This window comes from Gemmatimonas sp. UBA7669 (assembly GCF_002483225.1).
Taxonomy (GTDB): Bacteria; Gemmatimonadota; Gemmatimonadetes; order Gemmatimonadales; family Gemmatimonadaceae; genus Gemmatimonas.
The window spans coordinates 1-23,649 of sequence record NZ_DLHL01000019.1 but is presented as its reverse complement, the minus strand read 5'-3'; the positions used below and the strand labels follow the sequence as shown (position 1 = coordinate 23,649).

At 67.0% G+C, this 23,649-nt stretch carries 15 protein-coding genes; 10 read left to right on the top strand and 5 right to left on the bottom strand.

The window, feature by feature from the left end; all coding sequences use genetic code 11:
- Nucleotides 1–139: 139 nt before the first annotated feature.
- Genes B2747_RS06305 through B2747_RS06290 form a run of 4 tightly spaced genes read right to left on the bottom strand, consistent with a single transcriptional unit; the run spans nucleotide 140 to nucleotide 6,615 of the window.
- Nucleotides 140–3,295: an efflux RND transporter permease subunit gene (locus B2747_RS06305; protein WP_291158006.1), complete on the bottom strand. Its 3,156-nt coding sequence runs from the start codon at nucleotides 3,293–3,295 to the stop codon at nucleotides 140–142.
- 7 nt (nucleotides 3,296–3,302) lie between these two features.
- Complete coding sequence (locus tag B2747_RS06300) at nucleotides 3,303–4,445, bottom strand: efflux RND transporter periplasmic adaptor subunit (RefSeq protein ID WP_291158004.1); 1,143 nt, start codon at nucleotides 4,443–4,445, stop codon at nucleotides 3,303–3,305.
- A complete protein-coding gene (locus tag B2747_RS06295) occupies nucleotides 4,442–5,968 on the bottom strand; it encodes a TolC family protein (protein WP_291158001.1) in 1,527 nt (508 codons plus the stop codon). Before B2747_RS06295 ends, B2747_RS06300 begins: the two co-directional genes overlap by 4 nt.
- Nucleotides 5,965–6,615, bottom strand: a complete 651-nt coding sequence (locus B2747_RS06290; protein ID WP_291157999.1) for a TetR/AcrR family transcriptional regulator — start codon at nucleotides 6,613–6,615, stop codon at nucleotides 5,965–5,967. The genes B2747_RS06295 and B2747_RS06290 overlap by 4 nt, the downstream gene beginning before the upstream one ends.
- A gap of 330 nt (nucleotides 6,616–6,945) precedes the next feature.
- Here B2747_RS06290 and B2747_RS06285 point away from each other — a divergent pair, with 330 nt between their 5' ends.
- Both B2747_RS06285 and B2747_RS06280 read left to right on the top strand, forming a co-directional pair.
- Nucleotides 6,946–8,151 (top strand): XdhC family protein, encoded by a 1,206-nt coding sequence (locus B2747_RS06285; protein ID WP_291157997.1) that lies wholly within the window; start codon nucleotides 6,946–6,948, stop codon nucleotides 8,149–8,151.
- Nucleotides 8,152–8,171: 20 nt separating this feature from the next.
- A complete protein-coding gene (locus B2747_RS06280) occupies nucleotides 8,172–8,819 on the top strand; it encodes a nucleotidyltransferase family protein (RefSeq protein ID WP_291157994.1) in 648 nt (215 codons plus the stop codon).
- Between the two features lie 69 nt (nucleotides 8,820–8,888).
- Here B2747_RS06280 and B2747_RS06275 read toward each other — a convergent pair whose 3' ends face one another.
- Nucleotides 8,889–9,725 (bottom strand): Spy/CpxP family protein refolding chaperone, encoded by an 837-nt coding sequence (locus B2747_RS06275; protein ID WP_291157992.1) that lies wholly within the window; start codon nucleotides 9,723–9,725, stop codon nucleotides 8,889–8,891.
- Nucleotides 9,726–10,018: 293 nt separating this feature from the next.
- On the opposite strand from B2747_RS06275, the gene B2747_RS06270 reads away from it, so the two are divergent.
- The 8 genes from B2747_RS06270 to B2747_RS06235 all read left to right on the top strand — a co-directional run.
- Nucleotides 10,019–12,325 carry a glutamine amidotransferase gene (locus tag B2747_RS06270; RefSeq protein WP_291157990.1) on the top strand — a complete coding sequence of 769 codons (2,307 nt, stop codon included), beginning with the start codon at nucleotides 10,019–10,021 and terminating at the stop codon, nucleotides 12,323–12,325.
- The gene (locus B2747_RS06265; protein WP_291157988.1) at nucleotides 12,322–13,272 is read left to right on the top strand and encodes a hypothetical protein; all 951 of its coding nucleotides are present in this window, start codon (nucleotides 12,322–12,324) and stop codon (nucleotides 13,270–13,272) included. The genes B2747_RS06270 and B2747_RS06265 overlap by 4 nt, the downstream gene beginning before the upstream one ends.
- Nucleotides 13,273–13,277: 5 nt before the next feature.
- The gene (locus tag B2747_RS06260) at nucleotides 13,278–15,608 is read left to right on the top strand and encodes a tetratricopeptide repeat protein (protein ID WP_291157985.1); all 2,331 of its coding nucleotides are present in this window, start codon (nucleotides 13,278–13,280) and stop codon (nucleotides 15,606–15,608) included.
- Complete coding sequence (locus tag B2747_RS06255; RefSeq protein ID WP_291157983.1) at nucleotides 15,608–16,399, top strand: DUF4159 domain-containing protein; 792 nt, start codon at nucleotides 15,608–15,610, stop codon at nucleotides 16,397–16,399. The genes B2747_RS06260 and B2747_RS06255 overlap by 1 nt, the downstream gene beginning before the upstream one ends.
- A 24-nt stretch (nucleotides 16,400–16,423) precedes the next feature.
- The gene (locus tag B2747_RS06250; protein ID WP_291157981.1) at nucleotides 16,424–17,467 is read left to right on the top strand and encodes an AAA family ATPase; all 1,044 of its coding nucleotides are present in this window, start codon (nucleotides 16,424–16,426) and stop codon (nucleotides 17,465–17,467) included.
- A gap of 12 nt (nucleotides 17,468–17,479) precedes the next feature.
- Nucleotides 17,480–18,379, top strand: coding sequence for a DUF58 domain-containing protein (locus B2747_RS06245; RefSeq protein WP_291157979.1), 900 nt, complete (start codon nucleotides 17,480–17,482; stop codon nucleotides 18,377–18,379).
- Between the two features lie 2 nt (nucleotides 18,380–18,381).
- Nucleotides 18,382–20,532 carry a BatA domain-containing protein gene (locus B2747_RS06240; RefSeq protein WP_291157977.1) on the top strand — a complete coding sequence of 717 codons (2,151 nt, stop codon included), beginning with the start codon at nucleotides 18,382–18,384 and terminating at the stop codon, nucleotides 20,530–20,532.
- Nucleotides 20,529–23,649 (top strand): DUF4175 family protein (locus B2747_RS06235; RefSeq protein WP_291157975.1); only part of this gene is annotated, 3,121 nt, incomplete at its 3' end. The genes B2747_RS06240 and B2747_RS06235, both read left to right, overlap by 4 nt.

Below are 23,649 nucleotides of genomic sequence, written 5' to 3'. Positions count from 1 at the left end.
TCGGTGAGCACGGCCAACCAGGCCGGTGCAGCGAGTAAGGCAAACGGACGACGCATGACTCCGGCAATGTAACCGAACGGCGGCGGCAGAGTTCCCTGCCAGCCGCCGTTCGTCTGCCAACCGTCTGCGGGTCAGCCGGTCAGTCGCCGGCCTCCGGCACCGGCATGTCCATGGTACGGAACTGCCCCGTGTGCGGCGGCGTGAGCCCCACCCGACGCAGCAGCCCGCCACGCATGTTGTCGAAGATCTCGTAGAACGTGGGAATGACCAGCAGCGTGAGGATGGTACTGGTGATCACACCACCGATGACGGCCACACCCAGCGGCGCACGGAACTGCGCGCCTTCACCACGACCCAGCGCCACCGGAATCATGCCGGCGATGAGCGCGAAGGTGGTCATGAGGATGGGACGCAGGCGAATGGCACCCGCCTCGATGAGCGCCTCACGCAGCGGCATGCCGTTCTTCTCACGCGAGAACTTCGCGAAGTCGATGAGCAGAATGGCGTTCTTGGCCACGATACCGCAGAGCAGGATCACGCCGATGAGGCTCATGAGGTTGATGGTGTGCCCCGTAATGGCCAGGGCGCCCATGACACCGATGAGCGAGAGCGGCAGCGAGATGAGAATGGCGACCGGATCGAGGAAGGAACCGAACTGCACCACGAGAATGAGGTACATGAGCGCCACCGCCACACCCAGCGCCACGAAGATGCTGGTGAAGACCTCGTTCTGCTGCTCCACCTGACCGCCGCTCGAGAGCGTCACGCCGGGCGGCAGGGTGATGTCCTTGGTCTTGGCCGTGATCTCGTTGGTGACTTCCGACAACGAACGACCCGCCACGTTGGCCTGCACCTTGATCACGTTGTCGCGATTGAGGTGGTTGATGACGGCCGGTCCGAGGTCACTGCGAATGCGCGCCACCTGCTCGAGCGGAATGAGCGAGGCGTTGGGCCCCGACCCCACCGCAATGGGCAATTGCGCGAGGTCTGCGCCACGCGCACGCGCTTCAGGCGAGAGACGGATCATGACCTTGCGGGTCTCGTTGCTGGCATCCACCCAGTCGCCGGCATCGAGACCGGCAAAAGCCGGACGGATGGCCTGAGCCACCTGGCCCACGCTCAGTCCAAGCGAACCGGCAAGGCCGCGATCGATCTGCACCGTGAGTTCGGGCTTCTGGCCCTTGGTGCTGAGCCCCACGTCCACGGCGCCCTTTGTGCTCTTGACAGCCGTGAGGTACTGGTCGGCCACCGTTTGCAGCGCGTCCTTGTTGGCGCCGCGCAGCTCGAGCGAGATCTGCTTCTCCTGACCCGCAAAATCGTTGGTGAACACCGCCACCGTCGCGCCGCCGATGCTCTTGACTTCCTCACGCAGCACCGCGCCCAGCGACTCGGCATCGCGCTCACCAGTGGCGAGTCGCTCAGCCTTGGGCTTGAGCTTGAAGTAGACGCTCGCCACGTCGACCGCGCCGCTCGCACCACCGGCGGTGACAAAGCTGTACATGACTTCCGGCTGCTTCTCACCGATGACCAGCGCTTCGTTGACCTTCTGGCGCAGATAGTCGATGTTGGCGCCCGGCGGCGACTCCACCGTCATCATGATTTCGCTGTTGTCCTCGATGGGGAAGAAACTGCCACCCACAAGGCCCATGGCCGGCATGGCGAGGGCAAAGAAGAACGTGCCCACCGCAAGCGTGACCATGCTCTTGGGATGATCGAGCGCCCAACCAATGAGACCGCGGTAGCCGTTGGCAAGCCCGTTGAACCAGTGATTGAACTTGTCGAGCTTCTTCGTGATCCAGCTCTTCTGGTGCTCCTCGAGATGCGGATCGGGCCAGTAGGCCGACAGCATGGGGTCAAGCGAGAAGGATACGAAGAGCGACACCAGCACCGAGCAGGCAATGGTGAGTGCAAACGGCTTGAACCACTGACCCGCTTCACCTTCGAGGAAGGCGATGGGCACGAACACAGCCACGATGGAGAACGTGGTGGCCGCCACGGCGAGACCGATTTCGTCGGTACCGTCACGCGCGGCCTCGTAGTGATCCTTCCCCATCTCCACGTGACGCACAATGTTCTCGCGCACCACGATGGCGTCGTCGATGAGAATACCGATGGCCAGTGAGAGGCCAAGCAACGACATGGTGTTGAGTGTGAAACCAAAGGCCCACACGGCCACGAAGCTGGCCAGCACCGACACCGGCAGCGCGAGACCGGTGATGACCGTCGAGCGCCACGAATTGAGGAAGAGGAACACCACCAGCACCGTGAGCACCGCGCCTTCGATGAGCGCGCTCTGCACGTTGGCGACTGAGTCTTCCACGCGCTCGCCCTTGTTCTTCACGACTTCGAACTGCACGCCCTTGGGCAGCGTGGGGCGCAGCTCGTCGACCTTCTTGAGGATGGCTTCGGCGACGGCCGTCGTGCTGTAGCCCTTGGTCTTCTTGATCTCGAGACCCACGGCTTCGCGGCCGTTGAAGAGCGCGAGCGTGCGCTGCTCTTCAATGCCGTCGGTGGCCGTGGCCACATCACCCAGGCGGATGACCCGGCCGTTCTTTTCGGCCACGACCATCTGCATGAAGTCCTGCGGTCCGTCGAGGCGGCCCTTGAGACGGATGGTGCGCTCGTCGAGCGCGCCATTGAGACGACCGACCGGTACGGCCAGGTTGCCTGCCTGCAGTGCGCCCACCACTTGCGGCACACTCACCCCCGCAGCGAGCAATCGCTGCGGATCAAGATTGACCGTGAGTTCGCGCTTCACGGCACCCGTGATGGAGACGTCGGCCACGCCGGGAATAGCGCGCAGTTCGCGCGTGATGCCCGGATCAGCGAGCAGCGTGAGCTGCGCCGGCGTGAGCGTGCTCGACGCCAGCCCCAGCGTAACGATGGGCGCGTCGGTGGGATTGAACTTCTTGAGGATGGGCTCCTCGATTTCCTGCGGTAGATCCTGACGCTTCACGCTGATGGCGTCGCGAATGTCCTGCGTGGCTTCCTGCAGGTCCTTCGAGAACACGAACTGCGTGACGATCTGCGCAAAGCCATCACGCGCTTCGCCGTTGATGGACTTGACGCCCGAGATGGCCTGGATGGCCTCTTCGATGGGCTCGAGCACCTCGCGTTCCACCTGGTCAGGCGAGGCGCCCGGGTAGACGATGGTGGTGAGCACAATGGGCGGCTGCACTTCGGGGAACTCATCGGTCTCGAGCTGCGTGAGCGCGACGAGGCCGAAGCCCACCAGTGCCAGCATGGCGACCACTGTAAGCAGTGGTCGCTTGATGGCAAAATCTGAAATCAGCATGCGTGCCTCAGTTCTTCACGTTCTTCGGGGTTCCCGACGAATCGCGGGGGCTGGCATCACGCGGCGTGGAGACGGCCACGGATGCTCCGGCGGAGATACCACGCGCAGCGCCCAGCAGCACCGTATCGCCACCAGCCAAGCCGGTGGTGATTTCGAGTTGCTCAGCGGCTACGTCACGCAAACCGACCTGCACTTCCACCTTCTCGACCTTGCCGCCCTTGAGACGCATGACGTACGGCGCAATGCCCGTCTGATCGACGGCCTGCTCGGGCACCAGCACCCCCTCACGCTTCTGCGCCGCCACGCGGCCTTCCACGAACAAACCGGCCACCAGTGATTCCGACGCATTGGGCACCGTGGCCAGGATGCGTACCTGACGCGTCTGCGGATCCACCATCGGGTTGATGCGCGTGACGCGGCCGCTCAGCTGACGATCGGAGCCGTTGACCGAGAAGCGCACCTCGGCACCGACCTTCACATCGGCCAGCGACGCCGCCGGGAGTGAGGCCTCCACGCGCAGACTGCGCGGATCGATGACCGTGAACATGGCCGCACCAGGCGACACCACGTCGCCAGGGCTCACGGCCCGCTCGGCCACCACACCGGCAAACGGCGCGCGCACCATGGTGTTGCGCAGGTTCTTCTCCGCCGCCGAGAGGCGCGCCTTGGCGTCGTCAAGCGCAGCCTGCGCCGAGAGATTGGCGCGCTCCGCCACTTCGACATCGCGCTCCGCCACCGCGCCGGCCTTGGCCAGCGTGCGGCTGCGCTGCAATTCGCGCGCGGCCTGATCGGCGGCCACCTGCGCCTGCGTTACACCGGACTTGGCGGAGATGGCGGCATCGCGCACCGCGGCATCATCGATGCGCGCGAGCACGGTGCCGGCGCTCACGCGCTGACCGGCTTCGACCATGGTCTGCAGGACCGAGCCGCTGATTTCGGCACGGATACGCGCCTCGCGATCAGCCGTGAGTGTGCCACTGATGGCTGGACCGCTGGCCAGCGTATCGAGACGAGCCACCGCCATGTTGTCGGGGCCGATCATCTGCACACTGTTGGTGTTTTCCGGCACGGCCTCCGCCTGCTTGTTGCAGGCCGCGGCGGCAAGACTGAGCATCACAAAAGGCGCCGTGCGGCGCATCATCGTCTTCATCGGGACATCCCGGTGTTCGAGGGAGCAGCGGCCGGCGCGGCAGCAGTGGAGAGGGGGAGGTACGGCAACAGGGTGAGACGCGTGCGTGCCACCTGCAGATCACGTGCGGCGCGCGCACGATTGGCGAGCGCCTGCTGGAGCTGCACGCGCGTTTCCGACAGTTCGAGCTGTGTGGAGATGCCTTCGCGGAAACGCACTTCGGCAATGTCGTAGGCGCGCTGCGCCTGCTCGGCGGTGCCGATGCTGGCCTGCCACGCCGCCTCCGACTCGGCCAATTGCAGCGTGGCCTGTCGCGCGTCGAGCGTGGCGCCCTCCTGGGCCAGCTTGAGACGTTGACGCGCCTCCACGAGCCCCGCTTCTGCGGTCTGGATTTGGCCGGTCACGCTGCCGCCCGAAAAGATGGGCAGCGACAGACCCACGCCAACCGTCCAGTTGGGCAGGAAGTCGTTGAGGCTGCTGGGCAGAATGTTCTGCGGATACGCCAACCGCTGATAGTTGGTGGTGGCCGAGAGCTGCGGCAGACGCAGCGCGCGGGTGGCGCGCAGATTCTGCTGCGCGATTTCCACGTCCTTGCGCGCCTGCAACACGGCGGTGCGCGCGGCGTTGGTGGTATCGCTCTTGGCCACGACACGTGAGACTTCGCCCGTCACGCGCGGATCGGGCGCGAGCACCGAGGCCGCGTCCACGTTGACCGTGGTGACGGGCGCCGACGTGGCGGGTGCAGCCGGCAGCGGCGATTCCACCACACTGTCGGTGAGCGCGAGCGGCAGGTCGGCCGGCAGGTCGAGCAACTGACGCAGTCGCACAAACGCCAGTTCACGCTGCGTGCGCGCCTGCAGCAGCGAGGGACGCTGATTGTCACGCGTCACACGGGCGCGAATGAGCTCGAACTCCGACGTCGATCCCACATCGCGCGTGAGTTGCACCTGACGCAGCGTGCGCTCGGCCTGCACGAAAGTGGAGTCGGCAATGACGGCGAGCCGGTCAGCAAGCACCGCGTCGTAGTACGCCGTGGTGACGTTGAGCTGCACCTGCGCCTCGGCCGACGTGATGCCCAGTGCAGCGGACTCGCGTGCGAGGCGCGCGGCCCGAATACCAGCCATGGCGCGACCACCGGTGTAGAGCGGCTGCGTGGCGGTGAGGCCGAAGTTGAAGTTGTACTGCGAAGCGAAGATGCGCGTGATGGGGTTATCGGCGGCCGAGGTGTCGGCGCCGCCACCATTGTTGCCACCGTCCTGATTGCCGAAGCGCTCGGTGAGGGCGGCAAACTGGTTCTGCAGCTGCTTTTGCCACTGCAGGGTGGTGTTGACTTGCGGCAGGAGCGCCGAGCGCGCCTGGCCGAACTGCCCGCGCGCGCGGTCGGCGCCGGCCTTGGCCAGCGCCACGCTTTCGCTGGATGCACCGGCCAATGTCAGAGCCTCGGCCAGAGACAACGGACGAGGAGCCGACTGCGCCGTCAGCTGATGCGGGAGCAGCGTGGCACACAGCACGGCCACGAGAGTCCCGCGAAGAGAAGCCATCATTCGGAAACGGTGGTAAGGGTCGAGGGACTGGAAACCGTACGCGGTGCGGAGGAGAGCGGTTCCGGCAACGCGCCCACGCCTCGCAAGAAGATGCGAACGTAGGCGCGCAAACTTTCATCAACGGCCTGCGGGAACATCGTGGGCATCAGATCGCGGTTCATGGCGTCGGCGAACAGCGCACCCATGAGCATGGTGGTGGCCGCCGAGACCTCGACCGGAGAGATCTGTTCGGGAATGGCACCGGTGCGCCTGAGCCGCACGATGTACTCGCGCAGTTCGCCGGCGGCGGCGGCCGGTCCATGCGCCGCACATCCACCGGCCATTGGACGTTCCGAGGCCTCGCTGATCATCTGTCGCACGATGGCGCGGATCTCAGTCAACTGGGCGTGCTGGGTGGCCATCCAGTCGTAGAGTTCGGATTGCGGATGCTGCGGGTCGAGAGGCAGAGCCGGCCGGTCAAACCGGGTGGCACAGGCCTGCATCATCTCGTCGAGCAGGGTCTCCTTGGAGCCGAAGTGTCGAAAGAGGGTCACCTCGTTGACGCCGGCCTCGTCGGCAATGCGTCTGGTGGTGGCCCCCCGCCACCCGTGCTGGGCGTACACCCGGGCAGCGGCGAAGAGAATTCGGTGTCGCAGGTCGTCGATCATGCGGAATGATTACGCAAGTACATGCTTGCAGCGCAAGTAGGTACTTGCTTTCACGGTTTGGGAACGACACCCCCGCGTGCGGATTTGCTTCTAAACGGCTACCCGGCCAGCTCCTCGCTTGTCACGACAGTCCGAACCGGCAGGCGACCGAATATTTACCGAAAATGAAGATTCGTCAATTCCCAGTTTTACATGGGGCTATCCGTCCCAAGGAATGCCGCGGCGGCTATGGCCCTTCGCGCCGGCGTTTCATATATCTCGCGGAGCAGAGACGGGGTCGCCCACGATCACGCGGCCAGACGCCTGCCCCTCCCTCCGTTGGAGCGCTGTGTGATCGGATTCGTCGAACTCGCCCGCGCCGCAGCCGCGGCCCGTCAAGCCCGCCCCGCCGTGCCCCTCGCGCTGGCCACGCTCGTGGACGTGGAAGGCTCGTCCTATCGTCAACCCGGTGCGCGCCTGCTGGTGGATGGCGAGGGACGGGTCTTGGCGGGAGCCGTGAGCGGTGGGTGCCTCGAGGCGGACGTGGCGCTGCGGGCCGCGGAGGTGTGCGCGACGGGGCGGAGTGTACGGCTGCGCTACGATCTGCGCGCCGACCTGCAGACGATCTGGGGTTTTGGGGCGGCCTGTGACGGCATTGCCCACCTGCTGCTCGAGCCCCTTCCCGACTGGCGCTGGATGGTGCAGGCCGAGTCGGTGCGTGCGCGTCGTCAGGGCGGTGCGGTGGTGACGGTCCTTCCCACAGCTGAGGCGAGCGAGGGCGAAGAGGCCGGGGGCACCTGGATGCTTTTGGACGGTGCGCCGGACAGCGGCCACTGGCACCTGCTGCATTCGCCGGCCACAGCGGTGGACGAGGACCGCGTGCGGGCGCTCACCCAGGTGGCCTTTCGGACCGCGTCGGCCGTTTACGAGCCCTTGAGTGATCAGCAGGCGGTGTTCATCGAGCCGCTGGTGGCCCCGGTTGCCCTGCATCTGGTTGGAGGCGGACGGGGCGCGGAGACCTTCGCGCGCATGGCGAGCCTGCTGGGGTGGCAGGTCACCATTCTGGATCACCGTCCGGCCATGCTGGAAGCCCTGTCCACCGAACGGCCGGTGCATCGGCGGCTGGTGGCCGCAGACGAGACGCCTGAGCAAGTTTTGCTTTCACTACCGCATGACGGGCGTTCTGCTGTTGCTCTACTGTCGCATATTTTCGACGTAGACGGTGCATGGTTGACGGCGGCTCTGCCCCTGCCACTCGGCTATATCGGGGTGCTGGGCAGCCGGAGCCGGGCCGCACAACTACTGGAGCGCATCGAACCGGCGCTCGAGGCCCGCGGCACGCCGCTCACGACCAAGCTGCGGCACAAGTTGCACGCCCCGATTGGCCTCGACCTGGGCGGTGAGTCGCCAGCGTCCATCGCCCTCTCGGCCATCGCCGAGATCGAGGCGGTCATGCACGCGCGACCAGCAGGATTTTTGCGGGATCGTGTGAGTCCCATTCATGGGCGCAGTCCCACGCCGCAGCCGCGGCCGTCCAGTCACACGCCCGAGAACTGACCACGTCCCCCATCCCCCGATTGGCGGGCCTGCTGCTGGCCGCCGGTGCCTCCATGCGGTTGGGGCAGCCCAAGGCCCTGCTGCGCGCGCCGTCCGGCGCCCCCCTCGTGGCGGAGATGACCGAGCGCCTATTGGCCGGTGGTTGTGATGAGGTACTGGTGGTGCTGGGGGCACAGGCCGAGTCGGTCCTGGAGGCCTTGGCGCCTGTTCAGGCCGTACACCCGTCGCGCCTGCATACGCTGCGACATGACAAGTGGGCCGACGGCATGGGGTCGTCGATCGCCGCTGGTATTCGCGCGCTCCGCGAGACGACGGGTGATGGCCGCGTGTTGTATGCGGCGGCACTGTTGGCCACTTGCGACATGCCGGCCGTGACTGCCGCGCACGTGGCGGCGCTGGATCGGCGGTGGCGCGGCGACCTGCGTCAGCGCGTGGCGTCCCGATGGCAGGACGACAATGGCGAAGAGATCATTGGTGTGCCCGCCATTCTGCCGATTGGCGACTGGTCGACGCTGGCGGAACTGCGCGGCGATCAGGGCGCACGGGCACTGCTGCGGGCGCCGGGCACTCGGCGCGTGGACCTGCCGGGCGGAGCGCTGGATCTCGACACGCCGGCTGATGTGGCGCGCTGGCAGGCGGACTGGCCAGGTGCTGAGCGAGGCCCCTGAACGACAAACGGCCCGCGCTCCCGAGGGAGGCGCGGACCGTTCGGCCGTCGCAGATGGACTGCGCCAGGCTCAGCCCATTGGCGGGAAGTTGTCGACGTCGAGGTTGGCCGGCGGCGCCGGATCAACCGGTGGAACGGGCGGTACAGCCTGCATGCGGCCGCGGAACTGGGGACCACCGAGCTGCGGGCCCTGTGGGCCGCGAACCTGTGGGCCGCGGACCTGCCGGCCGCGAACCTGCGGACCGCGGACCTGTGGGCCGCGCGGTGCCCAACCCGGCTGGCCACGGAACTGCTGGCCACCGAACGGCTGGCCACGCACCGCGCGCTGACGCATGGCGCCCTCACGCATGGCTACCCCGCGCAACCGCTGGCGGGCGTTGTCCACGATTTGACGCTGATCGGCGGTCAGCACGGCGCGCGCCTCCTGTCGCTGCTTGAGCCCGGCCACCACCTGCTCGTTGCGCAGTCGGCTCATCTTGTCGAGCGCTGCACGGGCCGCCGACAAATTGCCGTCGCCCTGCATGGCTTCCATGAGATCGGCGCGAGCCCGTAGCGCGTCGGCCGCGTTGCGGCGCGGCGCATCAGCCTTGGCGAGCGTCTCGAGCTTCTGCACCTGCTCGTCGGTGAGATTGAGTTGCTGCCGCAGGCGCAGCATCTGGGCCGCTGGATTTCCGCCCTGACGCATGCCACGCGCTGTCGGTCCCTGACCGGGGCCATCCGTGCGCGAACGCATGCCGCGCGCTGGGCCCTGCGCCATGCCGGGCTGTACGCCCTGACGGGCACGTGCGCCAGCATCCGGGGTACGGGGGGCACGTGACGTGTCACGGCGCGACTGCGCCGTAGCATCCAGCGAAACCAGCATCAGGAGACCGGCAGCGGCGGCAAGCCGCGCGGTCTGGGAACGCATCGTACGCATGGGAGCCTTCCTCCTCTGTATGTGCGGCGGTCGCCAAACCAGGCGCCCGCTCCACCACATTGGACGCGGCGGGACCAGCAGTGTTAAGCCCGACTTCGCTGGAACATCGGCTGATTCCGCCTGTTGGTACGCGATATCCGATCGCACATCGGCAACATCGCCCCCAACATCGGTGTCCCATGTTGCGTCTACAGTAGACGATCCGCGTTCCACGCTGCACTCTCTGCATGAAGCCCCGGTCTGCGCGATGCACCGGGCCTCCCTCCCTCCGTACCAACGCGTTCGTGCCCTCCTGGTTCGACAGCATCGCCACCTGGTTGTTCAAGTATTCCCCGCGCGCCTTCGCCCGCGGAGAGTTCGTGACGGCACCGGTTGTTCCGGTGCTGGCTTTGATGGTGGTCGGTGCCCTGCTGCTGCTGCTGGTGCTGGTGTTGCACGCACGCCTGCGCACGCTGCGCCCGGCCGACCGCGTGGTGTTGGCCGTGGTGCGCAGCGCCGTGGTGTTGCTGGTGTTGGCCTGTCTCTTTCGCCCCGGGCTCGTCATTGCGTCCGCGGTGCCGCAGCGCAACGTGCTCGCGGTGGTCTACGACGACACGCGCAGCATGCGTATTCGAGACAGCGAGGGCGCCGCGGGCGCTGACAGCACACGCCTTGGCGCGGTGCGGGCCACGTTCAGCGACAGCGGCGCCCTGCTGCGCACACTCTCCGAGCGCTTTGCCGTGCGGCGTTTCGGCTTTGCCGGTGCGGCCGCGCCCGTGCGTGGTGTGAGCGAAGTGGACGGACGCGGCACACGCTCCGATCTCGCGCAGGCACTCACCGATGTGCGTGAAGATCTGAACGGCATGCCGCTCGCGGGTATCGTGCTCGTGTCCGATGGCGCCGACAATGGCAGTGGCGCACTCGACGACGCCCTGCTCGCGCTTCGCGCGCAGCGTGTGCCGGTGTACACCGTCGGCGTTGGCCGCGAGCGCTTTGAGCGCGACGTGGCGGTGGAACGCGTGCAGGCGCCGCGCCGCTCACTGGCCGGCGCCACCATTCTCGTCGAAGCCGATGTGCGATTGCGTGGCACGGACAAGAACGATGTCACGCTCACCGTGGAAGCCGACGGCCGCGTGGTGGCCACCGAAACACTGCGTGCCCCTGCACGCGGTGACCTGGTCACGACGCGTGTGCGCATTCCGCCGCTCGCGGCCGGCGTGCATCGGCTCGCAGTGCGCGCGCGTCCCTTGTCCGGCGAAATCGTCACTGAAAACAACGAGTGGCAGACCAGCCTTGAAGTACGCAGCGGTCCCGATCGTGTGCTCTACCTCGAGGGAGAACCACGCCCCGAGTTTGCTTTCCTGCGTCGCGCCGTCTCGGCCGACAGCGCAGTCGAAGTGGTGGGGCTCATGCGCAGCGCCGAGCGCAAGTTTCTCCGGCTTGGTGTGCGCGACAGTCTCGAGTTGATGTCGGGCTTCCCGGCTACCCGTGAAGAACTCTTCCGCTACCGCGCTCTCGTGCTCGGCAGCGTGGAAGCGGGGTTCTTCACCGTCGAGCAATTGCGCATGCTGGCCGACTTTGTCAGCGTGCGCGGTGGCAGTCTGCTGGTGCTCGGTGGTCGCGCTTCGTTGTCGGAGGGCGGATTTGCCGGCACACCCGTTGCCGATGTGTTGCCGCTCACGCTCACACGCGCCGAGCCCAACGCAGAAGGACCGGCCATCACCGTACGCGTGCGCCCCACGCGCAGCGGCGATGTGCATCCCGCGCTGCAGCTAGGCCCAAGTATTGACGCGTCACGCCAGCGTTGGGACTCGATGCCGGCGCTTACCATGGTCAATCAGCTCGGCGCGGTGCGTGCCGGTGCCACGGTGCTGCTGGCCGGCCGCACGGATGATGGACGCAGCGACGTGCCCGTTCTTGCCTGGCAGCGCTACGGCCGTGGCATGAGCGCGGTGTTTGGCGTGCAGGACTCGTGGCTCTGGAAGATGGACAGCAGTGTGGAGGTGGACGACCGTACGCACGAAACCTTCTGGCGACAGGTGCTGCGCTGGCTGGTGGATGATGTGCCATCACCGTTTGAAATCACCGCTACCCCGGCTCGCGTGGCGCCTGGCGAGCCCATCATGCTGCGCGCGCAGGTCAACACGCCGCTCTTTGCTGAAGTCAACGACGCCACCGTGAACGCCACGGTCACCGGCCCAGACGGACGCAGCGAAACACTGCCGCTGGAGTGGGCGCTGCGCGACGATGGCAGCTATACAGCGCGCTTCACACCGCGCGATACGGGCCGCTACACCATCGACGCGGAGGCGGGACGTGGCCGCGATTCGCTGCAGTATGCCACGACCTCGCTACTGGTGGATGACCGCGGCGCCGACGTGGCGCAGGCTGAACTCCGCACCGCGTTGCTGCAGCGCATCGCGGAGGAGACCGGCGGTCGCTACTACCCGCTGTCGGATGCCGCGCGCGTGGCCGACGACGCCGTGTACACCAACGCCGGTGTGACGGTGCGCGAAGCGCGCGATCTCTGGGATATGCCGGCCGTGTTTCTCACACTCGCACTGCTGTTGGGTTTCGAGTGGGGATATCGGCGGTGGAGGGGACTCGCATGAGAACCTTCACTAACACTCACGCGATGGGTCTGCGCACGATGGCAGCCCTGTGCGGACTTCTGGCCGTTGCGGCCGGTCGGGCAGAGGCCCAGCGCACCCACGTGCTGTTCGTGAGCGGCCTCTCAGGGGCGCCGCAATTCAAGACGCAGTTCACTCAGGCGGCCAACACCTTGCGTGACGTGGCGCGCAGCCGCTGGGGTGTCAACGACTCGAGTCTGCTGATCCTGACCGAGGATTCAAGCAGCACCAGTCGTCGCAGCACCCGCGAGAATGTCGCCGATGCGTTCCTGCGGCTGTCGCGGCGTGTGCAACCCGGTGACGTACTGCTCGTCTTGCTGGCTGGGCACGGCAGTGGAGAGGGCCCCGGCTCAAAGGTGAATTTGCCAGGTCCCGACGCTACCGCCACCGAGTACGCGGCCTGGCTGCAGCCCTTTGCCGCGCAGCAGGTGGTCTTCATCAACACAGCGACCGGCAGTGGCGATTTCGTGCCCGTGCTTACGGCGCCCGGCCGCGTGGTCATTACCGCCACCAAGTCGGCGTTCGAAAAGAACGAATCGGAGTTTCTCCGACATTTTGTGCGTGGCCTCGAAGGTGGTGAGGCGGACGGTGACAAGGATGGTCGCCTGTCGGTACTGGAAGCCTTTCGGTATGCTCGCCGCGAGGTGCAGCAGTCCTACGAGCGCGGAAAGCGGTTGCTGACAGAACACGCACTGGTCAGCGACTCGCTGGTGGCGGCACGTATCACGTTTGGGCAGCGTGCCACGGCGGCCGATCCGCGCATTGCGCAGCTCATGGCTGAGCGTCAGGCCCTGGAGTCTCAGGTGGCCGCGCTGCGCGGCCGCAAGGCCAGCATGGATGCGGCCGCCTACGAAGCGGAGCTGGAACGGTTGCTGCTGGCCATCGCCGAGAAGTCGGCGGCCATCAAGGCCGCAGGAGGCGACAAGTAGTGCGTGTGATTCCGCGTCGACTCTCCCGCGTGCTGGCTGGCCTCGTGTGGCTCTGGCCCGCGTTGGGCTGTGCGCAGGAATCGCGGGCCACGAGCCCGGATCGCTTTGCGGCGCTCATTCTGGCGGCCGAGCAGGCGGCGGCGCGTGGGCATCGCGAGGTGTCAGTTCGACTCGCACGGCAGCTTACGTCGCAGTACGAAACGAGCGGCGCAACGAGTGCCGCCGAGCATACGTCGGCGGGCCGTGCGTATGTGCTGCAGGGCGTCGGTAATGTGGGTGCGGTGAAGGCCGCGCTGGCCGCCTTCGATCGCGCCACGGCCATGGACTCGAGCTATCTCGAGTCGCAGCGGCGTACGGCGGCCTTGTTTCTCGACAAGTACGACGCGCCCGAAGCCCGTACGCTGTACACCGGCGTGCTGCGGCGCGCGCCCGACGATGCGGAGGCCTTGCTGGGACTCGCGCGTGTAGAGGAGTTCGAGAGCAAGGGCAATGCGCTCGAAACCGCGCGCAAGAGTGCCAACGCCAACCCGCGCTTCGCGCTGGCCCGCGCGTTCATCGCACGCCTGCATCTCGACGCCGAGTCTTTTGACAGTGCGCGTGTCACGGCGCGCTCGGCGGTGGCACTCGACAGCAGCTTGCTGGATGCGTGGAGTGTCTTGGGTGCAGTGGCCTGGTTGACCGGTGATTCCGCGTCGTACCGTGAAGCGCAGGCCGTCGCCCGCCGTCTGCAGCCGGGCGGCGCGGAGTTCGATGTCTTTCTCGCCGAAGCAGCGGTGCGCCAGCGTCGCTATGCCGAAGCGGTGCGACTGGCCGGCGAGGCCGTTCGGCGCGACAGTCTGTCGGTGTCCGCACTTGGCGTGCTGGGCACCAATCAGTTGCGTCTGGGAGACTTTACTGCCGGACGTGCAGCGCTCGAGCGGGCCTTTGCGCTCGATCCGTACAATGTGTGGCACAAGAACACGCTCGACCTGCTGGACAAGATGCGTGGCTTTCGTACGGTTGAACGTGGGCGCTTTCGCATTACGGCGCCCGAGAAGGAAGCCGAGCTGCTGGTGCTGTACATCGCACCGCTGCTGGAGCGCGCCTACGACTCGCTGGCACTTCGCTACGACTACCGCCCCGCCACGCCCATCCATCTCGAGCTCTACGACGTGCAGGCCGATTTCTCGGTGCGTACCGTGGGGCTCAATGGTCTCGGCGCGCTGGGTGTGAGCTTTGGCAATCTGCTGGCCCTCGATGCGCCCAACGTGCAGGCCAAGGGCAGTTACAACTGGGGCAGCACCGCGTGGCACGAACTGGCCCACACGTTCACGCTGGGTGCATCGGCGCATCGTGTGCCGCGCTGGCTCTCCGAAGGCTTGTCGGTGCTGGAAGAACGGCGCGCCAACGCGGGTTGGGGCGCCCGCGGTTCGCTGGGCTGGCTTATGGCCTATTCAGGCGGTCGCATTCGTCCGCTGAGCCAGCTCAACGACGGCTTCATGCGGCCGCGCAGTCCCGACGAAGTGGGCAACAGCTACTATCAGGCCTCGCTGTTTGGTGAGTGGGTGGAAAGCACACGAGGCGCGATGGCACTGCGCGACATGCTGAAGGGCTACCGTGATGGCCAAGACACGCCGACGGTTTTTCAGCGTGTGCTGGGTCTCAGCATGGCACAGGCCGACGCGCAGTTCGACGCCTGGGTACAGGCACGATATGCCTCCGCCATCGCGGCAGTTGGTGGCATGCGGACGGCTGGTGCATCGCGTGACAGCAGCGGGGGCAGCTTTGTGCGCACCATGCGTGAGGCCCTGACACTGATGAACGCCCGACCGGACTCGGCGCGTGTGCTGTTCGAGCGCGCCCGGAGCATGATGCCGGCCTATGCCGGTGACGATGGGCCCTCGTGGTTTCTTTCACAGCTTGCGCTGCAGCGTGGCGATACGGCGGCGGTGCTGACCTATCTCCCTGAGGTCACGGGCCGCGACGAAACCGCGTACGACGCCAACGTGCTGGAGGCGCGTGTGCGTGGCCGGCGCGGCGACGTGGCGGGCGCCATGGCGGCGTGGGAGCGGGCCTTGTGGATCTGGCCATACGAGGCGGCGGACCGACGTGAACTGGCGCAGCTCGCAGCGCAAGCGGGTGACCATGCGCGCTCCATTCGCGAGCGTCGTGCCGTACTGGCGCTGCGCCCAACCGATGTGCTGCAGGCGCGCTATGAACTGGCCAAGGCCCTCGCGGATGGTGGGGATGTGGCGGGCGCACGCCGCGAGTTGCTGTCGGTACTCGAGGAAGCACCGAGCTACGAGCAGGCGCAGGCACTGCTGCTGGAGTTGCGTCGCCGCGGAGGACCGCGCTGATGTCCGGATTCCTCAGCATGCCAGCGTTCAGGGTGGCGCTGCGTCTGGCCGTCATTGCCGGCGCTACGCTGGGCCTGCTGCTCGGTGCGCGCGAGTTGCCCGCGCAGCGGCGCGGCGGACGTCCGCAGCCCATTCTGCCCAACGTGCCCTACGACGGCCGCATCACCTGGGTGCGCATCAAGTATCTCATGCCCGACTTCAGTTTCAGTCGGCGTGACGAGCCCTGGGCGCACGACTATCCGCGCGGCGAACGCAACTTCACGAAGATCCTGAGTGAGCTGTCCACCACGCGCATCCGCGTGGACGCCAGCAACATTCTCACACTCGATGATCCGGCGCTGGGTCGTTACCCGATTGCCTACATGGCGGAACCCGGGTTCTGGCGTCCCAACGACGCGGAAGTACTGGGACTGCGCAAGTATCTGAGCAAGGGCGGCTTCATCATCTTCGACGACTTCGCCGGCGAGCACTGGTTCAACTTCGAAAGCCAGATGCTGCGGGTGTTTCCGTCGCTGCGTGCGGTGCCCATGGAGCTCTCGCACCCGATCTTCGATTCGTTCTATCGCATTGCCACGCTGGACTACCGTCACCCGTACTACGGCTACAAGTCGGCGTTCTATGGCTACTTCGAGGACAACGATCCGAAGAAGCGTCTGTTGGCCATCGTGAACTACAACAACGACCTGTCGGATTACTGGGAGTTCTCCGACGTGGGGATGTATCCGCTGGACATGTCCAACGAAGCGTACAAGCTGGGCATCAACTACTTCGTCTACGCGCTGACCCGCTGACCTTTTCACCCTCCGAGGACCCGCGTGACCGCACCCGTGCAAGGCGCCGCCGCCACTGAGTTCGACCATCTCGACGATGCCACCCTGGCCGACCGGCTGCAGGGCGCTGGTCAGCGCATTGCCGCCGAGCTGCGCAAGGTGATCGTCGGGCAGGATGCCGTGGTGGAGCAGGCCCTCATCGCCCTGTTCGCCGGTGGCAACTGTCTGCTGGTGGGCGTACCCGGTCTCGCCAAGACGCTGCTCATCTCCACGCTCGCGCGGGCACTCGATTTGCGCTTCTCGCGCATTCAGTTCACACCCGACCTCATGCCCAGCGACGTCACGGGCACGGATGTCATTCAGGATGATCCGGCCACCGGGCAGCGCCGCCTGGCGTTTCTTCCCGGCCCGGTGTTCGCCAACGTGCTGCTGGCCGACGAGATCAACCGCACACCACCCAAGACGCAGGCGGCCCTGCTGGAAGCCATGCAGGAGCGCCGCGTGACCGTGCAGGGGCGCACCTATGAACTCGACAAGCCGTTCTTCGTGTTTGCCACGCAGAACCCCATTGAGCTCGAGGGCACCTATCCACTGCCGGAAGCGCAGCTCGACCGCTTCATGCTGGAAGTCATGCTCGACTACCTGCCCGAGGAGGATGAAGTCGCCGTGGTGAAGGCCACAACGGCGCTGCCGCCCGAGGCCGTGCAGCCGGTGGTCACCAAGGACGAGATTCTGGCCTATCAGCGGGTGGTGCGTCGTCTGCCCATTGCCGACGCGGTCACGCGCTACGCGGTCGCGCTGGTGCGTGCCACGCGTCCGAGCAACGAGGGGTCGGCCGACTATATCCGGCAGTACGTGAGCTACGGGGCCAGCGTACGCGCCGCGCAGGCGCTGGTACTGGGCGCCAAGGCCCGTGCGCTTCTGCAGGGCCGTGCCAGCGCCGCGTTCGATGATGTGAAGGCGCTGGCCCGTCCGGTGCTGCGTCATCGTGTGCTCGTGAACTTCCAGGCGCAGTCGGAAAAGATGACCACCGATCGCATCGTGGAGCGTCTGCTCCAGAGTGTGCCGGTGCCCAGCTCGTCGCTGTAACGGACCGCGCGCATGCCTGTCGCTCCCGCCGCCTTTCTCGACCCCGCGCTGCTCGCCACGATCTCCGATCTGGCGCTGCTTGCGCGTACGGTCGTGGACGGCTTCATGCACGGGCAGCACCGTTCCATGCGCAAGGGCTCGTCGCTCGATTTCGCCGAGCATCGCAGCTATCAGCCCGGTGACGACTTGCGGCGCATCGACTGGCGCGTCTACGGCCGCACCGATCGCTTTTACATCAAGGAGTACGACGCGGACACCAACGCGAGCGTGCTCTTTGCCGTGGACGCGAGCGGGTCCATGGACTGGGGCAGCGGCACCGTCACCAAGTTCGTGTATGCGCGCATACTGGCCGCGTCGCTCGCATGGTTGTCGCAGTCGCAGGGCGACCGGGTGGGGCTGGCCACGTTCACGGCCACGCTCACCGAGGTCATCCCGCCCTCAGTGCGGCATCTCCAGCGCATGTTGCACGCGCTGGCCACCACGGCCGTGGGCGGTCCGAGCCGTTTGGTCGAGTGTGTGGAGCAGGTCGGACTGCTTAGCGCGCGCACGGGCATCGTGGTGCTCGTGACCGACTGCTACGAAGACCCCGAGCGACTTGGGCGTGCTTTGGACGCGCTGCGCATGCACGGGCACGATGTCATTCTCTTTCACGTCGTGGACCCAGCCGAGCGCGAGCTGCCGGGCGACGACGACACCACGTTCGAGGATGCCGAGACCGGTGTGCTGCTGCCACTCAAGCCGGACGCGCTGCGTGACAAGTATCGCACGCTGGTCGGTGCGCATCATCGCGCACTCGAGCAGCGTCTGGTAGCCGCTGGCGCCGACTACGTGCGACTCGACACGTCCGAGCCGCTGGATCGTGCGCTGCATGCCTACCTCGACGCGCGCCTCACGCGCAGCCGGGTGCGCTGACCATGGGCCTCGGCTTCCTCGTTCCGGCGTTTCTGGCGGGCCTCGTGGCGCTGGCCGTGCCCTTGCTGCTGCACTTGCGCAACAAGGATCGCGACCGGCCGCTGCGTTTCCCCTCGCTGATGTTCCTGCAGAAGCTGCCCATTCGCACCGAGCAACGGCAGCGCATCACCGACTGGCCGCTGCTGCTGCTGCGCGCCGCGGCGCTGGCGCTGCTGGCGCTGGCCTTCGCGCGTCCGGTGCTCACGTCCGGCTCGACGGCTTCGGCCGACGCGCAGGCCGGCGCCACGGTCATTCTGCTTGATCGCTCGCAGAGCATGGGGTACGAGGGCGTCTGGGCGCGTGCCGTCGATTCAGCGCGGGCCATTGTGAATCGGCAGGGCGCCGGTGACCGGGTTGCGCTGGTGGCCTACGATGACGCGGCGGAAGTGGTGCAGCGGCTCACTACCGACAAGGCAGCGGTGCTCGGCGCGCTGCAGACCCTCAAGCCGTTGCCGCGTGGCACCAAGCTGGCCCCGGCGCTGCGCACCGGGCGGCAGGTGCTGCTCGATGCCCCGTTTGCCGACGCGGAGCTGGTGGTGGTGTCCGATCTGCAGCGGGCCAGCGCCAGCGGCATTGCCGGCGTGGAACTGCCCACTGGCGTTCGTGTGCATGGTGTGGCGGTGGGGCCTGAGCGCTGGCGCAATTCGGTGCTGCGTACGCTCGATGCACGCCGCGTGGTGTCGGGCGAGCGTACGCAGTTGGCCGTCAAGGCCCGCGTGTACACACGTGGTGACTCCGCCGCGCGCACCGTCACGGCATCGCTCAGCGTCAATGGACGCGAAGCCAACAGCAAGAGCGTGGCGCTGGCCGCAGACGGCGAAACGGTCATCACCTTTGATCCCGTTCCCGCTCCCGATGGGCCGGTGACGCTGCGTGTGGCGCTGTCGCCCGACTTGTTGGCGGCCGATGATACGCTGGTGGCCGTGGTGCCTCGCGATGACGCCCTGCGCGTGGCGCTGGTGGCTGGCGGCGACGTTCGTGCCAGTGAAACGCTGTTCTTCGAGCGCGCCCTGGGCATCGGACAGGCACCCGCCGTGCGCGTCGATCGCATGCCGGCACTCCCCGCGGGTGATGCGCTTACTCGCTCTGCGGTGCTGGTGTTCTGGGATGCCCTGCCACCGGCCAACGAGGCGCTGAAACAGTGGGTGGAACAGGGCGGCGGGCTGGTGGTGGTGGCGGGCCGACGCGTGGCGGCGGCGCGTACGACCAACGCGTCCATTGTGCCGGCCGAGGTGGATGGCAGCGCAGATCGGTTGAGCGACCGCGGCGGCAGTTTGCGCGAACTCCGCATGGAGCACCCGCTGCTTGCGCCGTTCCGCGATGTGCCCGAGGCAATTCGCAGCGTGCGGGCACTGCGCTATCCGCGTCTCACGCCTGCCGCGGGCAGTGACGTGATCGCACGCTTTGATGATGGCTTGCCTGCCGTGGTGGAGCAGCGCATGGGCGCCGGTCGTGTGGTGATGCTGGCACTGCCGCTGGACAATCTGCTGGGTGACTTCCCCGTACAGCCGGCCTATCTACCATTCGTGCGGCAGCTCATGCTGCATACATCGGGACGCGATGCCACGCCGCTCTGGCGCAGCGTTGGTGAGCGCTGGGCGCTTGCCACCGGCATGACGGACCCGGTGGTAACGGCGCCTGATGCCAGTCTGCTGCGCCCCGTCGCCGATTCCATGGGTGCGGCAGTGCCGCTCAACGACGCGGGCGTGTACGCCGCGTACAACCGGCAGGCCAGCGGCACGCCGGTTGCGGTGGTTGCGGTGAATGTGCCCCCGTCGGAAGGGGAGCTCACACCGCTCGATACGGCGGAGTTGCTGCTGGGTGTGCGCACCACGACGGACAGCGCCGCCAGTGCCGCGGCCGCAACGGCCGGTGCCTCAGGTGAAGCCACGGAGTCACTGGTGGACCTCGAGCGTCGGCAGAATCCGTGGCGCTTCTTCATCATGGCTGTACTAGCGCTGCTGGCCATCGAAACCTGGGTGGCCACACGCGGACGACGAGGACAGGCCCGGCGCAGCATTACCGGCAGCAACTTGAGTACAGCAGGTCGCAGTACCCGAAGGGGTACCAACGAGGCAGCCAGCCCGTCAGCGCGGGCGGAGGAAGCACGATGAGTCCCGATCGCCAACTGCTCGCCACGCTCGAACAGCTGCGCCGCCAGTGGCGCCTGCGTGTGCTGCTCGAGTCTCTCGTGTGGGTACTCGCGGCCGTGGTACTGGCCGTGGTCGCATCGTGGGGTGTGCTGACGCTGCTGGGCGGCGAAGGCCCCACGCTGCTGATGGCGCGTCTGTTCGGTTACGCAGTGATTGCGGCCGCGGTCATTCGCGGGCTCATCATGCCGCTGCTCACCCGCGCCAGCCCCCAGCGCTTTGCGCTCTACGTGGAAGAGCGGGCGCCATCGCTGCGTCAGGCGTTGCTTGCTGCCGTGCAGGAAGCCGAAACGCCGGTCGCACAACGCCTCTCGCCGTCGTTGTCCGAGCGACTCATGCGCCGCGCCCACGACGCCATTCGTACGCTGCCGCGCGACGCCAGTCTCGAGCGCCCACGCATGATCCGTGCGGGCCAGTGGTCAGGGTTGCTGGCTGTTGGCGCCACGCTGCTGCTGGTGCTGGGTCCGCAGTCAGTGCGCGACGGAGCGCGGGTCTTGTTCATGCCATTCGGCACGGCGCAGGCCGCCGTACCGGTGCGCGCCTTGAGCATTGAACCGGGCAACGCCAGCGTGCCGCGTGGTGGAGCCATTGAGGTGGAGGCCACCCTGGTGGGCTTTGCCGCCAGTGGCGCCGAGCTGGTGTTCCGCAGCGACAGTGGCGCGACGACGGAATGGCAGCGACTGCCGATGGTGCCGTCGGCCGATTCGGCGCGCTTTCGTTCGCGGCTGTTCGACATCGTGACGCCCACCGAGTACTACGTGGAGTCGGCCGACGTGCGTTCGGCCGTGTTCCGTCTCACGGTCAACGACATGCCGGCCGTCTCGCGGGTGTCGCTGGACCTGCAGTTCCCGGCGTACAGCGGTTTGCCGCGTGAACACATCGATGACGGCGGCGATGTCGCGGCCATCGTGGGTACAACCGTCACCGTCCATGCGGCCGTCACGCGCGCGGTGGCTGGTGGCACGCTGCGCTTCGACGATGGCAGCACGGTGCCACTGGTGGCTGACAGTGCGGGCCGGGTGAGTGGCAGCTTCCGCGTCGCGCGCAGCGGTTTCTATCATGTGGACCTGCGCACGACCGACGGAACGATTGTGGCAGGTGCCGTGGAGTACGTGGTGGACGCCATTCCCGACCGGGCGCCGGTGGTGCGCATCAGTGAGCCGGGGCGCGACACGAAGGTGTCCAACACCGACGAGGTGACGATCGCGGTGGATGCCAGCGATGACTTGGGTGTGACCTCGCTCGAGCTGCGGTATCGCGTCAATGGCGGCGCGGAGCAGACGGTGAAGATGCCGGGCGGTGTGGGTAGCCGGCCGCGTGAGGCGCAGGGTGCCCACACCCTCTTCCTCGAAGAACTGCCGCTGCAGCCCGGCGACCTCGTGGCCTACCATGCCGTGGTACGTGACGGCGCGGGCAAGGTGGGCAGCAGTGATGTGTACTTCCTCGAAATCCGACCGTTCGGCAAGGACTATCGGCAGTCGGACGACGCGCCGCAGCAGGGTGGTGGTGGTGCCGGCCAGCAGGGCGACTCACCCGACGGATTTGTGCAGCGTCAGCGCGAGATCGTGTCGGCCACGTTCAACTGGTTGCGCGACAGTGCCGCCACCGCCGACAAGCAGCGTCGTCAGGACATGACCACGCTCGCCATCAGCGAAGGCCGGCTGCGCACGGATGTGGAGCAGCTGGTGACACGTCTGACGGAACGTGGTGTGGCTGACAGCGACACGATGTTCGCGAAGATCCGCGGCGAACTGGCGCAGGGTGCCGCGGAGCTCAAGTCGGCCGAGGAGCTGCTGGGCCGGGTGCGCGGCGGTGACGCGCTGGCGGCCGAGCAGCGGGCGCTGCAGCGTCTGCAGCGGGCCGAGGCCATGTACCGCGACGTGCAGTTGCAGCAGCAGCAACAGGGTGGCGGTGGTGGTGGCGGCGGTGGCGGGCAGCGCAACGCCGAGGATCTGGCTGACCTGTTTGAGCTCGAGACCGACAAGCAGCGCAATCAGTACGAGACCGTGCAGCAGTCGCGTCCCGAGCAGGCGGCGCAACAGGAGGTCGATGCGTCGCTCGAACGCCTGCGTCAGTTGGCAGCGCGTCAGCAGCAGGAGAACGAGCGCATGCAGCGCATGGCCGACGCCATGCGGCAGCGTTTGGCGCAGCAGGGTGGACAGCAGGGCAGCCAGTCTGGTGGACAGTCTGGCGGTGCGGCGGGCAGCCAATCGGCGGGAACGCCGAATGCCGGCAGCAGTGGCGCGCAGCGCGAACTGGCACGTCAGGCCGAGGAAGAGGCGCGGCGTCTGGAACGACTCTCGCGCGAGCAGAACAACCCGGAGCTGACGCGTGCGGCGCAGCAGTTGCAGCAGGCGGCCGACAACATGCGGCGTGCCGCAAGTGGTTCCGGCACGCAGGGCAATGCGGCGCTCGAGGAACTCAACCGCGCCACGCGCAACGTGGAGAGCGCGCGCGAAGCGGCCACCAATCAGGGCGTGCAGCGACTGGCTGATCGCGCGCGGGAGCTCGAGTCACGTCAGCAGCGCATTGCCGAGGAGATGCGTGGTCTGCAGGCGGCGAGTGGCGCGGCGCGTGGCGAACGTTTGCAGGAGCTGTCGCAGCAGAAGGACGCGCTGCGGGACGCAGTGCGGCAGCTCGAGAGCGAAGCGGATCGCGTAGCGCGTGCGGCGCGTCGTGATCAGCCACGCGCTGCGTCGGCGGTGTCGGAGGCGGCCGATGCCATGCGGGAGATGCGTCTGGCCGACAAGATCGAGTTCTCCAAGCAGGTGGCCCGCGGCGGATCAGTGGAGTATCAGAACGCCTTCGAAGGGCAGATCAGCGAGAACGTGCGCGATGTGGCGGACAAGCTGCGTGCGGCCACCGGGGCGCTGCAGGGTGAGTCGGTGGCCCGTCGTCAGAAGCGCACGCTGGAGCGCACGCGCGAGCTGGTGGCGAGCATGGAGTCGCTGCGTGATCGCATGAGTGGCCAGCAAGGGCAGCAAGGGCAGCAAGGGCAGCAAGGGCAGCAGGGCCAGCAGGGTCAGCAGGGGCAGCAAGGGCAGCAGGGCCAGCAAGGGCAGCAGGGCCAGCAGGGCCAGC

What these genes read in the sequence shown, in the direction of transcription:
- B2747_RS06305 (WP_291158006.1), bottom strand. Translation starts at nt 3,295, where the DNA reads ATGCTGATTTCAGATTTTGCCATCAAGCGACCACTGCTTACAGTGGTC.
- B2747_RS06300 (WP_291158004.1), bottom strand. Translation starts at nt 4,445, where the DNA reads ATGAAGACGATGATGCGCCGCACGGCGCCTTTTGTGATGCTCAGTCTT.
- B2747_RS06295 (WP_291158001.1), bottom strand. Translation starts at nt 5,968, where the DNA reads ATGATGGCTTCTCTTCGCGGGACTCTCGTGGCCGTGCTGTGTGCCACG.
- B2747_RS06290 (WP_291157999.1), bottom strand. Translation starts at nt 6,615, where the DNA reads ATGATCGACGACCTGCGACACCGAATTCTCTTCGCCGCTGCCCGGGTG.
- B2747_RS06275 (WP_291157992.1), bottom strand. Translation starts at nt 9,725, where the DNA reads ATGCGTTCCCAGACCGCGCGGCTTGCCGCCGCTGCCGGTCTCCTGATG.
- B2747_RS06265 (WP_291157988.1), top strand. Translation starts at nt 12,322, where the DNA reads ATGAGAACCTTCACTAACACTCACGCGATGGGTCTGCGCACGATGGCA.
- B2747_RS06255 (WP_291157983.1), top strand. Translation starts at nt 15,608, where the DNA reads ATGTCCGGATTCCTCAGCATGCCAGCGTTCAGGGTGGCGCTGCGTCTG.
- B2747_RS06245 (WP_291157979.1), top strand. Translation starts at nt 17,480, where the DNA reads ATGCCTGTCGCTCCCGCCGCCTTTCTCGACCCCGCGCTGCTCGCCACG.
- B2747_RS06240 (WP_291157977.1), top strand. Translation starts at nt 18,382, where the DNA reads ATGGGCCTCGGCTTCCTCGTTCCGGCGTTTCTGGCGGGCCTCGTGGCG.